Genomic DNA, 14159 nt, shown 5'->3' with positions numbered 1-14159 from the left:
GAATATAATGCCGATAATGGATAACAATCAAATGCCGAATATGATGCCGATAATGGATAACAATCAAATGCCGAATATGATGCCAATTATGGATAACAACCAACCACCGAATATGATGCCAATTATGGATAACAATCAAATGCCGAATATGATGCCATATCAAATGCCGTATCAACAGCCCATGATGCCGCCGAATCCGTATTATCAACAACCAAATCCATATCAAATGCCATATCAGCAAGGAGCGCCGTTTGGACCACAATATACGTCTATGCCAAATCCGAATATGATGCCAATGGATAATAATATGCCGCCGCTTGTGCAGGGTGAGGAAGATTGTGGATGCGGAGGAGAAAGTAGACTATATAGTCCACAACCAGGTGGTCCGCAATATGCGAATCCTTTATATTATCAACCAACTCAGTCTGCATATGCACCACAGCCAGGAACGATGTATTATCAACCAGATCCACCAAATGTATTTGGAGAGCCCGTTTCAGAAGAAGAGGACGAAGAAGAAGTTTAAAAAGGCGGGAGTATTCCCGCCTTTTTTGCATGCGTGTTAATTAAGAAAATGCAGTTTTTTTATGAGGTGCTAGAAAATTCCCAGTGAAATATTAACAGTGTAAAAACCTTCTCTGTTACTCATCATAAGAGGGAGCTTTTCAGTAGAGAAGCTCATTCTAACAGAGGGGGTTTTTGTATTGAATACGAAAGTAAAAGTGATTGCTGCTTCTTTGTTAGTTACCAGTGCATTAGCTGCATGTGGTACACCAAAAGATAACAATGCAATGGATGGACGTAACTACAATTACGAGCGTACATCTTATAATGATACACACCAGTATCGTGATAATGTAACGCGTAATGATCGTTATACAGATTATGTAACATATAGAAATGGTCGTAACGATACAGGATATAATAATTATTACCGCGATGTAAATTATAATGGCCAAATTGCTAATCCACATCCAACACGTAATATTACAATGAACAATTCATACATTAACAATGATGGTAAAACAGCAGAAAGAATTACAAATCGTGTGAAACGTATGAATAACGTAGACCGTGTGTCTACAGTTGTATATGGAAACGATGTAGCGATTGCGGTAAAACCACGTAATCCAGTATCGAATGAAACAGCGCTTGCAAATGAAGTTCGTCAAGCTGTTGCAAATGAAGTTGGAAACAGAAACGTATATGTTTCTGTAAGAAATGATATGTTTACTCGTGTCGATGCAATGAGTACTCGTCTACGTAACGGTACAGTTACAAACGATTTTAATCGTGACATAGTGAATATGTTCCGAGACATTCGTTACGGTTTAACTGGTACAGTACGATAGCAAAACAAAAGAGGAAGGGGTAGCCCTTCCTCTTTATTCATCGTTGTCTTGTAAACGACGTTTTTTAATAAAATAACCAACGGAGTAAGAAACTAAAAAGCATATGAAAAGAATACTACCTGTTAAAATAGCTTCAAACAGTGGTCTTTCTGGACTCAAAATAATATAAATAATAGCCATAACGATTCCTACAATAAGGGAGCGGAAGACAAGTTTATAATAAGGAGTTAATTTTATTTCCTTTTCACTTTCTTCTACATCGATTGAAACACTTAACTGTAAATAACTAAGGACGATACTTGTAAGAATAAATAATAGCCATAATGGAGATTTCGTAATTTGATCCATTCCTTCAGTGAATCCGATATAACCTAAAATGCCAATTATACCAAGCGATTGAAAAAGAAAGGCAATACGTATGTTTTTTAATGTTTTCAGAATGAGACGTTCATCCTTTATTTTTTTCACAATATCCATCTCCTGTTTATTATGATTTCGCTGTTACTTTTATCAATTTATAATTTACATATCGTTCGTTTGGATAACAGAGGGAATAAAATATTTTTATAAACATGTTGCACTTATAATTTATTAATGTTATATTAACAAAGCGATGAGCTAATTTACGTAAGACGAGAGATATGCTTAAGTGCTAAACACGCGAATGTGGTCGCCTGGTCTCTCGCCGTAAACGCATCAAGACGCCTGCTTTGCAGGCGTCTTTCATTTTATATAAAAGTAAATGATACATGCAGATGAGGTAAACCCTTATCTGCATTTTTTATTTTTCGAAAGAAATGTAATATGGATAAAACCACCATTTCCGGAAAAACTACTAATGAAAGTATGATCTTGCCTAAAAGAGGTGAACGGAAATGAAATGGATACTGATTGCGATGCAAGCTTTCGTTATGATGTTTTGTTTCGTTTATGAAACGAATGTGAAGGCGGAAGGGCCAGTACCAGAAGTAACGGAAAAAGAACCTGAGGTTACAATTTTATTAGAGCGTATGTATGTTGATGGAGAAGTAAGTGAGGAAATACTTACAGAAAAAGTAGCGGATTTAGAAAAGTTTTTACAGCAATATAAAGAATGGCAACTTGTTGATCGTGATGATGTACAAATCGTATTACAAAAGAAAGTTGATGATATTTCTCCGTTATTGAAAACGAGCGGATATTTTGGTGTTTCAGAGGAAGGGATATTACAAATTTTCAAAGGTGTGCCAAAAAGTGATAATGCGATCCATTCTTTCTTTCAAATTGATATGAAAAAGCTTGAGAGTTATGAGCGTGCGAAATTGAAGCGTGGTATTCGGATTAAATCAAAAGAAGGTTTTGTAAAGACGATTGAAAAAATGAAACAATACGCAGTGCAAAATAAGAAAAAAAGCAGCTCATGGTGAGCTGCTTTTTCTTACTTATTTTTAGCTAAAATCTCTTTTGCGATTTCATCAATTAGCATATCTTTTCCAATTGGATTGAATGCTTTCGTATTGAAGACTTCATTTGATACTTCATATACGTGATTATTTTTAACTGCTTTATTGTCTTTCCAAACGGCACTGTTTTTGTAGTCTTCGTACACTTTATCAGCTTCGCCGCCGAAGTTTACAATAAACATTTGATCAGGCTGGAATGCAACTAGACCTTCTAGTGATACTTGCGCCATCGTTTGTTTTAAATCTGTACCTTTTGTTGCAGGAAGTTTTAAGTCGTTAAAGATGATGTCACCGTATCCGAAGCTGCCGTATACACGGAAGTTTTGAGGTGTAACTGCAACGAACATAAAGTTCTCATCTTTTGTTTTCTCTTTAATTTTTTTAGATAAAGAGTCTGCTTTCTTATCGTAGTCTGCAATCCATTTGTCTGCTTTCTTCTCTTCGTCAAATAGCTTACCTACTTCTTTAAACTTACCACGCCAGTCTTCTAAGTTTGTTTCTAGAACAACTGTAGGTGCAACCTTTTCTAGTTGATCATAAATTTTTAATTGACGGTTGTTTAAAATTATTAAGTCTGGTTTTAAAGCAGTAACAGCTTCTAAATCAACTTTAGGTGCCCAGTACCAACCAACTGCTTTTACTCCATCTAATTTGTCTGTTAAGTGATTTTGGATTTTATCTTTATATGTATTTGCTGTACCAACAGGTTTGTGTCCAAGAAGTAATAGTTCTTCTGTTGATCCAGATAAGTCAACAATTCTCTTTGGATTTACTGGAATTGTAGCTTCACCTTTAGCATGTTTTACAACTTTTGTTTTCGGTTGTTCTTTTGCTTTTGATTCTTCTTTTTGAGAAGAACAGCCAACGATAGAAAGAACAACAAGCATAATAGTAAATAAAATAAATAGCTTACGTTTCATCCTGATGTAACCCCTTTAATTAGTATTGATAATCATTATCGACCTCTGTATATTAAGGTGCTTTAACCTTTCTGTCAATGGAAAATAACAGAAGTTTCAAGTGGAGAACATTTGTTGGGGCAGTCTCGCTTTTCTATCATTAAATATGTTAAAATGGAATACATGATTTAAGAGGGAGAGATCGTATTTTGTTTGAATATGTTACAGGTTACGTGGAGTATGTAGGGCCGGAATATGTCGTAATTGACCATAATGGAATTGGTTATCAAATTTTCACACCGAATCCTTATGTATTTCAAAGAAGTAAGCAAGAAATCCGTGTCTATACATATCATTATGTGAGAGAAGATATTATGGCACTTTACGGGTTTAAAACACGTGAAGAGCGTTTATTATTTACAAAGTTGTTAGGCGTGTCTGGCATTGGGCCAAAAGGCGCTCTTGCAATTTTAGCTTCTGGTCAAACAGGACAGGTCGTTCAAGCGATTGAGCATGAAGATGAGAAGTTTTTAGTGAAATTCCCAGGCGTCGGAAAGAAAACAGCACGCCAAATGATTTTAGATTTAAAAGGAAAACTAGCAGATGTCGTACCAGATGCATTTGTGGATTTATTCTCAGACACAGAACGTTTTGATGAGAAGAAAGGTTCATCAGCTGAGCTTGATGAGGCACTGGAAGCTCTGCGCGCACTTGGATACGCAGAACGCGAAGTTTCTCGCGTTGTACCAGAGTTATTAAAAGAATCATTAACGACGGATCAGTATATTAAAAAGGCACTTAGTCTTTTACTAAATGGTAAGAGGTGAGTATAATGGACGAACGTCTCCTTTCAGGGGAATCTGCATATGAAGATGCGGATTTAGAATATTCATTACGGCCACAGACGCTCCGTCAGTATATTGGCCAAGATAAAGCGAAACATAATTTAGAAGTATTTATTGAAGCAGCGAAAATGCGTGAAGAAACGTTAGATCACGTGCTTTTATATGGACCGCCAGGTCTTGGTAAAACGACGCTTGCGAATATTATTGCAAATGAAATGGGCGTTAATGTTAGAACAACTTCAGGTCCCGCGATTGAAAGACCAGGAGATTTAGCTGCTGTATTAACAGCGCTTCAGCCAGGGGATGTATTATTTATTGATGAAATTCATCGTTTGCATAGATCAATTGAAGAAGTATTGTATCCTGCGATGGAAGACTTTTGCCTTGATATCGTAATTGGAAAAGGGCCTTCAGCACGTTCTGTACGCCTAGATTTACCGCCATTTACATTAGTTGGAGCAACGACACGCGCCGGAGCATTATCGGCACCGCTTCGTGACCGCTTCGGTGTACTTTCAAGGTTAGAGTACTACACAGTAGATCAGCTTTCTGCGATTGTTGAACGTACAGCAGAAGTGTTTGAAGTTGAAATCGATTCGTTAGCTGCATTAGAAATTGCAAGACGTGCTCGTGGTACACCTCGTATTGCGAATCGTCTTTTAAGACGTGTACGTGATTTCGCGCAAGTTCGTGGTAACGGAACGGTTACGATGGAAATTACGCAAATGGCATTAGAGCTACTGCAAGTAGATAAATTAGGTCTAGATCATATTGATCATAAATTACTGCTTGGTATTATTGAGAAATTCCGTGGTGGTCCAGTTGGATTAGAAACGGTTTCAGCAACAATTGGAGAAGAATCTCATACGATTGAAGATGTGTATGAGCCGTATTTATTACAAATTGGCTTTTTACAACGAACGCCAAGGGGCCGAATTGTAACGCCGCTTGCGTATGAACATTTCGGAATGGAGATGCCAAAAGTATGATGGAGATGCCCAAAATGCTTATTACAGCGGGAATCTTACTCATCGTTGTTGGATTAGCTTGGAAGTTCATTGGCAGGCTTCCAGGCGATATTTTTGTGAAAAAAGGAAACGTTACCTTTTATTTTCCTATCATTACATGTATTGTGTTAAGTATTGTACTATCTTTTATTATGTATATAATAAATCGATTTAAATAAGAAATAGGTGGATATAGCTATGGATATAAATCTGTTTGATTTTCATTTACCAGAAGAACTTATTGCACAAGTCCCGTTAGAAAATCGTGAAACATCAAGATTAATGGTGTTAGACCGTGAAACAGGTGATATTGAGCATAAACATTTTACGGACATTCTTTCTTACTTACATGAGGGGGATTGCTTAGTTTTAAATGAAACGAAAGTTATGCCTGCTCGTTTGCACGGTGTGAAAGAAGATACAGGCGCGCACATTGAAGTACTTCTTTTAAAACAAGAAGAAGGCGATAAGTGGGAAACGCTTGTAAAGCCAGCGAAACGTGTAAAAGAAGGAACTGTTATCTCTTTTGGCGAAGGGAAATTAAAAGCAACTTGCACAGGAACTGCAGATCAAGGTGGACGTCAGCTTGAATTTTCATATGACGGCATCTTCTATGAAATTTTAGATGAACTTGGGGAAATGCCACTTCCTCCATATATTAAAGAGACGCTAGAAGATCGCGATCGCTATCAAACAGTATATGCGAAAGAAATCGGTTCAGCAGCAGCGCCGACTGCGGGACTTCACTTTACAGAAGAGTTACTTGAGAAGTTAAAGCAAAAAGGCGTTCAGTTGGCATTCATTACACTTCACGTAGGGCTTGGAACATTTAGACCAGTTTCTGCAGACACGATTGAAGAACACCATATGCACGCAGAATATTACCATATGTCTGAAGAGACAGCGGCATTATTAAATCGTGTGAAAGAGAATGGTGGACGTATTATTACTGTAGGTACGACATCAACTCGTACGTTAGAAACAATTGCAACAGATCATGACGGTAAGCTTTGCGCCGCTTCTGGATGGACAGATATTTTCATGTATCCGGGATATGAATTTAAAGCAATTGATGGTTTAATTACAAACTTCCACTTGCCGAAATCAACATTAATCATGCTTGTAAGTGCATTTGCAAATAGAGATAATGTACTTCATGCTTATAATGAAGCAGTAAAAGAAAAATATCGTTTCTTTAGCTTCGGTGATGCAATGTTCGTTGCATCTCACGCTAAAATGAGAAACAAATAAAAGGAGTAAGTTATGACAGCAATTCGTTATGAATTTATTAAGACATGTAAACAAACGGGTGCCCGTTTAGGTCGTGTGCATACACCGCACGGTTCATTTGATACACCAACATTTATGCCAGTTGGTACACTTGCGACAGTTAAGACAATGTCACCGGAAGAATTAAAAGCAATGGATTCTGGCATTATTTTAAGTAATACGTATCATTTATGGCTACGTCCAGGTCATGAAATTATTCGTGAAGCAGGCGGCTTGCATAAATTTATGAACTGGGATCGTGCAATCTTAACAGACTCTGGTGGTTTCCAAGTATTCAGTTTAAGTGACTTCCGTCGTATTGAAGAGGAAGGCGTTCACTTCCGTAATCACTTAAATGGAGATAAATTATTCTTATCACCAGAAAAAGCGATGGAAATCCAAAATGCATTAGGTTCGGATATTATGATGGCATTTGATGAGTGTCCACCATTCCCGGCTACTTTTGAATATATGAAGAAATCTGTAGAGCGTACGAGCCGCTGGGCAGAACGTTGCTTAAAAGCGCATGAACGTCCGCAAGATCAAGGTTTATTCGGTATTGTACAGGGCGGGGAGTACGAAGAGCTTCGTCGTCAAAGTGCGAAAGACCTTGTTTCAATGGACTTCCCTGGTTACGCTGTAGGTGGTTTATCTGTTGGTGAACCGAAAGATATTATGAACCGTGTACTTGAGTTTACAACACCACTTCTTCCAGATAATAAGCCTCGTTACTTAATGGGTGTAGGTTCTCCTGACTCATTAATCGATGGTGCAATTCGTGGTATTGATATGTTTGACTGTGTACTTCCAACTCGTATCGCTCGAAATGGTACATGTATGACAAGTGAAGGTCGACTCGTTGTAAAAAATGCGAAATTCGCAAGAGACTTCGGTCCGCTTGATCCAAACTGTGATTGCTACACATGTAAAAACTACTCACGTGCGTATATTCGTCACTTAATGAAATGTGATGAAACGTTCGGAATTCGTTTAACGTCTTATCACAACCTTCATTTTCTGTTAAACTTAATGGAGCAGGTGAGACAAGCTATTCGTGAAGACCGTCTTGGCGATTTCCGCGAAGAGTTCTTTGAACAGTATGGCTTTAATAAACCGAATGCTAAAAACTTCTAATACATAATTTAAAAGGAGGAACAAAAGATGAATGCAGGTATGATGAATATCGTTATGATCGTTGCGATGTTTGCGATTTTCTATTTCTTATTAATTCGCCCGCAACAAAAACGTCAAAAAGCAGTTGCTCAAATGCAAAGTGAGTTAGCAAAAGGTGATGCTATCGTAACAATCGGTGGTTTACACGGTACAATCGAATCAGTAGATGAGACGAAAATCGTTATTAAATCTGGTGGTTCACACTTAACTTTCGATCGCAATGCGATTCGTGAAGTTGTGAAAAACTAATGTGGAAGGCCCTGCATGAAATGTGCAGGGCCTTTTTTAGTTACTTTGCTTTGACATATTTACACCGAAAATACCACCGAGTGTACTCGCCCCCATTAATGCTAATTGATAAAGTAATTGTGAGTTCGATAAGGTTTGAGAAAAGCCTAAATAGTTAACTAGAAAGACGAGTATAGTGAATGTGAGCCCTGTTGTGAAACCTACTAGCCAACCTTTTCCTTGAGCCTTTTTGCCGGCAGTAAATCCAGACATAAGCATAGATAAAAGAGCGAGTATAAAAATAGTAACGGTTAATGTCCCTTCATTTATATTTGTAAACTTTAATAAAAGAGCCATAATCATACTGGTAATAGATGCAAGAATTAGTAGTGTAACAATACCGAAGCCAATTGCAGTTGATAATTTTTTCGTTCCATCCATTTATGCATTCCCCCTTTTTAATACAAGCATATTTTCCTTTTGCCCAAGTTAGACTAGTTTCTTTTTTATAGGGGAGTCTATACGTAAAAAAGGAGATGTAGAAATGGAATGGATATCAATAATTGGACGGACAATGCTTTTGTATATCATCATCTTAATTATTTTTCGTCTTATGGGTAAACGTGAGATAGGAGAGCTAAGTGTATTAGATTTAGTCGTATTTATTATGCTTGGAGAAATGGCCGTAGTGGCAATTGAAAATACCGATAAATCACTTTGGCATCAATTAGTTCCGATGACTTTTCTTATGTGCATCCAAATTATTTTGTCAGTCATTTCCCTAAAGTATCAACGCTTTCGGCATTTAATAGAAGGTGAGCCAGCTATTCTTGTAAACGCGGGGAAGATTGATGAAAAGAAGATGAGAAAGCAACGGTATAATATAGATGATTTAATGATGCAATTAAGGGAACAAGGAGTTGGAGATATTCGGGATGTAGAATATGCTATTTTGGAACCGTCTGGGAAGTTATCTGTCTTTCAAAAACAAAAAAATAAACAAGATACATTACAGTTTACGCTTCCTCTTATTATTGATGGAGAAATTCAATCTAGTCATTTACAAATGATTGAGCATACAGATGAATGGCTTATTGAGAAATTAAAAAACTTAGGTTATAACGATGTAACACAAATTTTATACTGTAGTTTTCAAAACGGACAATTTTTTGTTGATGTAAAAGAAAATTAGAGATTTATCCTTTGAAAGAGTAAGAATGATTGGTTTAACTAATAATCAGTGGAGATTACCCCACTGATTAAAGTTTCATCTTATTTCAAAAATGAAAGTTTACGAATGATAGGGAGACGACTTAACTCTTCTTTTCGAATGAGTTTGAAAGTGAAGAGAAGTACGATATAAACAATTGTTGTTAAAGTGATTTCCCATAATGTTTGTATGCCAAGGGAATGAGAGAAAATAATATATTTATGGAGATAAAAACCGAAGGCGCCTGCGATACCGATGGCAAGTCCGCCGAAAATATAGTCTTTTGCGTAAATGGTAAATGTAATCTTTTTTAAAACAGTAGCGTAGTGAAGAAATGTTACTGTTACAATATTTGCAGCGATAGCAAGTGCAACCCCCATCATTTGAAATTCTGGCCTTGATGCTAGTACAAAAATAACGATTAATTTCACGATGGCACCAATAAATGTATTCATCATTGCAGCCCTTGCTAAGTTTAAAGCTTGCAAAACAGAGGTAAGTGGACTTTGGAAATAATGAAATAAAAAGCAAGGCGCAAGAAGTTGAATGAATGCTGTTGCGCTGTCTGATCCATACATAAGAGTTAAAACAGGAGAAGCGAATACGTATAATATAACGACAGACCATCCGCCGGTAATTAATGAAATTCGAAGTGCTTGTTGTAAACGGTGCTCCACTAATTTATGTTGTCTTTTTGCCATTGCTTCACTAATAGAAGGGACGAGCGCTGTAGAAAGAGCGTATGTAATAAAGGCGGGTAGTGATAGAAGCGGGAATGCATAACCGTTTAATATACCGTATTGCTGGGTTGCAACAGAAGCAGCGACACCAGCGATTGCTAAGCTTTGCATAACGACAATAGGTTCAAAAAAATATGAAACGGAGCCAATTAAACGACTTCCTGTAGTTGGAAGGGCAATATCCATCAGAGAATAAAATGTCCCTTTGCTTTCCTTTACAGTAGTGAAAAATCCAGAGCGTATTGATAAATGTTTTTCTCGCTGAAATAACGTGAGTAAAAATAATAAGGATGCAACTTCACCGAGAACAGCTGATAACATAGCGCCTGCTGCAGCGTATTCTATGCCGTAAGGTAAAAATAATTGAATGCATATAGCGATAATGGTAATGCGGACGACTTGTTCTAGAACTTGCGCATAAGCGCTAGGTTTCATGTTTTGTGTCCCTTGAAAGTAACCACGCAAAACAGAAGAAACAGCAATAACCGGGACAACGGGCAAAATGGCCATTAATGGATAGTACGTTCTTTCGTCGGTTAATAATGTTTTTGCTAAAATAGGCGTGAGGAACATAATTCCGATTGTTAAAATGATACTAATAACGGATGTAACAGCTAGTGATACGGTTAATATTTTTTTAACTCTTTGTTTATCGTTTACAGCTTCCGCTTCTGCTACAAATTTTGCGATGGCGACAGGAAGACCAATTTGTGTCAATGTAATTGCTAAAATGAATGTAGGAACGGCCATCATATAAAGACCAACGCCTTCTTCTCCTAAAATACGTGCCATTACTATGCGGTTGATAAAGCCAAGTATTTTTGTAATAAAGCCGGCTATCATTAAAATAAATGCGCCTTTTAAAAAGCTTTGTCTCGTCATGTTCTTCTCCTACCTTCTCAAAATCAATGGAATGATTTACAATAATTTATATGCACGTACGAGACAAGAATGACAAGCATTTAAGAGAGTGAAGTATGATAGTGCTCTTGAAAGTAGTTATTGCTGTCCATTAGAGCGGGATTAAAGCGACTTTTTCGTGCTGAAATAAGAAGGAGATGTTATAAATGTTAGATAGAGAGGCTTTGGTAGAATCATACCGCGGACAGTTACAAGTCGTTTTAGAAAGTAAAGTAGAAGAGTTTCAAATGTTCGGTTACGACCGAGTAACAGATGATGACATTTGGAGGTTTCTCAAAGTGAAAAAGTGGAAGAAGATAGACAGCGATGTTAGATTGTATGAATTAGTTAATGACGTATTAACAGTAAGTACTAATGAATATATGACATATTTAACTGTTGAAGCTTACCAAGCACCGCTTTGGTCATTTGATGAGTACGAAAATAAATAACCGACTGCAATTGGTTTGTTCTTCCTTTTGCAGTATAATGATATGTATTGATAAAGAGGAAATAATTGTGTCTAAGATTATATATAAAGGAGGTAGTGAAGAGGAAAATAAATGATGAAAGTGTAGGGAGTGTAAAAGCTTACCTATACAGCTAGTGATGAGCTAGCAAAAATTATAGAAAGGAAGTCTACTAACTAGGCGTATGCACACGTATAGCAGTGAATCGTAAAAGATTTATTGAAAGTGTTAGTAGCAGAAAGAGGGTACATATGGCAAAGCGTGGTACGAGAATTGCCGCCTTTTTCCTCATCGTCTTATTAATCGGTGGAGTAATTGGTGCGGCAGGAAAAGACATAGCAAAAGGAATTAGTCTAGGACTAGACCTTCGCGGTGGTTTTGAAATTCTGTATGAAGTAAAACCAGCCAAAAAAGGTGATAAAATCGATCGAGACGTACTTGTAAGTACAGTAGGTGCTCTTGAAAATCGTGTCAATGTTCTCGGTGTAAGTGAGCCGAACATTCAAATCGAAGGGCAAGATCGAATTCGTGTACAGCTTGCTGGTGTACAAGATCAGCAAAAAGCACGTGAAATGTTATCAACACAAGCGAAATTAACATTCCGTGATGTGGATGATAACCTTCTTATGGATGGAACGGATTTAAAAGGCGGCGGAGCGAAGCAAACATTTGATGAGCAAGGCCGTGCGAGCGTAGGTCTTACACTAAAAAGCGCTGAAAAATTCCGTGAAGTAACTGAAAAAATTTCTAAAATGCCACCACCAACGAATTTAATGGTAATTTGGCTTGATTTTGAAGAAGGAAAAGATTCGTATAAAGCAGAATCTGCAAAACCGAATCCAAAGTTCTTATCAGCAGCAACAGTAAACCAAGTATTTAACCAAGCTGAAGTATCTATCGTAGGTGGAAACTTCACAGTTGAAAGTGCGAAACAACTTTCATCTTTATTAAATGCAGGTGCACTGCCTGTTGATTTAAAAGAAATGTATTCAACATCTGTTGGAGCGAAATTTGGTCAACAAGCATTAGACCAAACAATTTTCGCTAGTGCGATTGGTATCGCTCTTATTTTCTTATTTATGCTTGTGTATTACCGTTTACCAGGACTTGTAGCGGTTATTATGTTAGGTCTATACATTTTTGTTACATTACTTGTCTTTAACTGGATGCATGCGGTTCTGACATTACCAGGTATTGCCGCATTAGTGCTCGGGGTAGGTATCGCAGTTGATGCGAATATTATTACGTACGAGAGACTGAAAGAAGAGCTGAAAATTGGTAAGTCCATGATGTCAGCATTCCGAGCTGGTAACCATCGTTCATTAGCAACAATTTTAGATGCGAACGTTACGACTCTTGCAGCTGCAGGTGTGTTATTTGTATATGGTACAAGCTCAGTACAAGGGTTTGCAACAAGTTTAATCGTAAGTATTTTAGTCGGTTTCATTACGAACGTATTCGGTACTCGTTTCTTACTAGGTTTACTTGTAAAGAGCCGTTACTTCGATAAAAAACCATCATATTTTGGTGTGAAACAAAAGGATATTATTCCGTTAACAAAAGGTGTAGTACATCCACCAACGAAATTTGATCGTATTAACTTCGTGAATATCGGTCATAAATTCCTTATCTTCTCAATTGTAGTTGTAATTGCAGGTGCAATTATCCTGCCAATTTTCAAATTGAATCTTGGTATTGACTTTGCAAGTGGTACACGTATGGACTTGCAATCAAAACAAGCACTTACTGTAGCTGATGTTCATAAAGATTTTAAAGAGTTGAACATTGATGTGAAGGAAGAAAATATTGTACCGACTGGGGATGACAATAAAGGTTTCGCAGTTCGTACATTAGGTGTTTTATCAAAAGATGAAATTGCGAAAACAAAAACATTCTTCCATGATAAATATGGTACGGATCCAAACATAAGTACAGTTTCACCGACAATCGGTAAAGAAATTGCACGAAATGCATTTATCGCTGTACTGATTGCTTCTGCAGTTATCATTTTATACGTAAGTATTCGATTCCGATTTACGTATGCGTTATCTGCAGTACTTGCATTATTACATGACGCATTCGTTATGGTTGTTATGTTTAGTATTTTCCAATTAGAGGTAGACTTAACGTTTATCGCTGCAGTACTAACAATCATCGGTTATTCTATTAATGACTCGATTGTTACATTTGATAGAAACCGTGAATTATACAAACAGAAAAAACGAGTGCGCGATATAAAAGACCTAGAGGAAATTGTAAATGCAAGTATTCGCCAAACGCTTGGTCGTTCGATTAACACCGTATTAACAGTGTTACTCCCAGTAATTGCACTACTTATCTTTGGTAGTGAGTCACTACGTAACTTCTCGTTTGCGTTACTTGTTGGATTAATAGTAGGTACGTACTCTTCTGTTTTCGTTGCCTCTCAAATTTGGTTAATGCTTGAAAACCGTCGTTTGAAAAAGGGGAAAAACAAGAAGAAGGTTGAGAAAGTAGAATCTGAACCGCAAGTATAGAAAAGATGATGCCTTATTATGAGGCATCTCTTTTTTCGTTTGTGGATACAATAAGATAGCAACTTTTTGATGGGAAGAAGATGGAAGAAAGTGGTGGTGTTATCGCTG

Annotated in this window: 15 protein-coding genes and 1 pseudogene; 12 read left to right on the top strand and 4 right to left on the bottom strand. The window is 37.2% G+C overall.

The window, feature by feature from the left end:
• Nucleotides 1-526: pseudogene (gene exsA / locus AC1Q51_RS09405) on the top strand (spore coat assembly protein ExsA); the annotation flags it as partial.
• A gap of 178 nt (nt 527-704) precedes the next feature.
• Nucleotides 705-1352 (top strand): YhcN/YlaJ family sporulation lipoprotein, encoded by a 648-nt coding sequence (locus tag AC1Q51_RS09400; RefSeq protein ID WP_016080194.1) that lies wholly within the window; start codon nt 705-707, stop codon nt 1350-1352.
• A gap of 33 nt (nt 1353-1385) precedes the next feature.
• Here AC1Q51_RS09400 and AC1Q51_RS09395 read toward each other — a convergent pair whose 3' ends face one another.
• Nucleotides 1386-1820, bottom strand: a complete 435-nt coding sequence (locus tag AC1Q51_RS09395) for a branched-chain amino acid ABC transporter substrate-binding protein (RefSeq protein ID WP_141548226.1) — start codon at nt 1818-1820, stop codon at nt 1386-1388.
• Between the two features lie 407 nt (nt 1821-2227).
• On the opposite strand from AC1Q51_RS09395, the gene AC1Q51_RS09390 reads away from it, so the two are divergent.
• Nucleotides 2228-2758 (top strand): BofC C-terminal domain-containing protein, encoded by a 531-nt coding sequence (locus AC1Q51_RS09390; RefSeq protein ID WP_000871172.1) that lies wholly within the window; start codon nt 2228-2230, stop codon nt 2756-2758.
• A gap of 11 nt (nt 2759-2769) precedes the next feature.
• On the opposite strand, the gene AC1Q51_RS09385 is transcribed toward AC1Q51_RS09390, so the two are convergent.
• On the bottom strand, nt 2770-3714 hold the full coding sequence (locus tag AC1Q51_RS09385; protein WP_000823606.1) for an iron-hydroxamate ABC transporter substrate-binding protein: 945 nt from the start codon (nt 3712-3714) through the stop codon (nt 2770-2772).
• 188 nt (nt 3715-3902) lie between these two features.
• On the opposite strand from AC1Q51_RS09385, the gene ruvA reads away from it, so the two are divergent.
• From ruvA to yajC, 6 genes are read left to right on the top strand one after another with little or no spacing between them, the layout of a single operon-like run.
• Entirely contained in the window at nt 3903-4520 is a 618-nt protein-coding gene (gene ruvA, locus AC1Q51_RS09380) for a Holliday junction DNA helicase RuvA (protein WP_000464511.1), read from the top strand.
• Between the two features lie 5 nt (nt 4521-4525).
• Complete coding sequence (gene ruvB / locus AC1Q51_RS09375; protein WP_000344450.1) at nt 4526-5527, top strand: Holliday junction branch migration DNA helicase RuvB; 1002 nt, start codon at nt 4526-4528, stop codon at nt 5525-5527.
• On the top strand, nt 5524-5724 hold the full coding sequence (locus tag AC1Q51_RS09370; RefSeq protein ID WP_000970410.1) for a DUF2905 domain-containing protein: 201 nt from the start codon (nt 5524-5526) through the stop codon (nt 5722-5724). Before ruvB ends, AC1Q51_RS09370 begins: the two co-directional genes overlap by 4 nt.
• A 19-nt stretch (nt 5725-5743) precedes the next feature.
• Nucleotides 5744-6796, top strand: coding sequence for a tRNA preQ1(34) S-adenosylmethionine ribosyltransferase-isomerase QueA (queA, locus tag AC1Q51_RS09365; RefSeq protein ID WP_205171543.1), 1053 nt, complete (start codon nt 5744-5746; stop codon nt 6794-6796).
• 12 nt (nt 6797-6808) lie between these two features.
• A complete protein-coding gene (gene tgt / locus AC1Q51_RS09360; RefSeq protein ID WP_000125365.1) occupies nt 6809-7948 on the top strand; it encodes a tRNA guanosine(34) transglycosylase Tgt in 1140 nt (379 codons plus the stop codon).
• 27 nt (nt 7949-7975) lie between these two features.
• Complete coding sequence (gene yajC / locus AC1Q51_RS09355) at nt 7976-8236, top strand: preprotein translocase subunit YajC (RefSeq protein ID WP_000991115.1); 261 nt, start codon at nt 7976-7978, stop codon at nt 8234-8236.
• 36 nt (nt 8237-8272) lie between these two features.
• Here yajC and AC1Q51_RS09350 read toward each other — a convergent pair whose 3' ends face one another.
• A complete protein-coding gene (locus AC1Q51_RS09350) occupies nt 8273-8656 on the bottom strand; it encodes a TIGR04086 family membrane protein (RefSeq protein ID WP_000349148.1) in 384 nt (127 codons plus the stop codon).
• 103 nt (nt 8657-8759) lie between these two features.
• Between AC1Q51_RS09350 and AC1Q51_RS09345 the strand changes: the two genes are divergently transcribed.
• Nucleotides 8760-9407: a DUF421 domain-containing protein gene (locus AC1Q51_RS09345; protein ID WP_000454821.1), complete on the top strand. Its 648-nt coding sequence runs from the start codon at nt 8760-8762 to the stop codon at nt 9405-9407.
• Nucleotides 9408-9487: 80 nt separating this feature from the next.
• Here AC1Q51_RS09345 and spoVB read toward each other — a convergent pair whose 3' ends face one another.
• On the bottom strand, nt 9488-11047 hold the full coding sequence (gene spoVB / locus AC1Q51_RS09340) for a stage V sporulation protein B (protein ID WP_098235743.1): 1560 nt from the start codon (nt 11045-11047) through the stop codon (nt 9488-9490).
• 185 nt (nt 11048-11232) lie between these two features.
• Between spoVB and AC1Q51_RS09335 the strand changes: the two genes are divergently transcribed.
• Together AC1Q51_RS09335 and secDF are read left to right on the top strand one after the other, a co-directional pair.
• Entirely contained in the window at nt 11233-11517 is a 285-nt protein-coding gene (locus AC1Q51_RS09335) for a post-transcriptional regulator (RefSeq protein WP_098329278.1), read from the top strand.
• A 269-nt stretch (nt 11518-11786) separates the two neighbouring features.
• Nucleotides 11787-14051 carry a protein translocase subunit SecDF gene (secDF, locus tag AC1Q51_RS09330; RefSeq protein WP_097821491.1) on the top strand — a complete coding sequence of 755 codons (2265 nt, stop codon included), beginning with the start codon at nt 11787-11789 and terminating at the stop codon, nt 14049-14051.
• Nucleotides 14052-14159: the final 108 nt, after the last annotated feature.

The sequence above is a fragment of the Bacillus sp. MT94 genome (assembly GCF_058792475.1).
The sequence above is the reverse complement of the archived record's forward strand: the minus strand, read 5'-3'. Positions and strand labels throughout refer to the sequence as shown.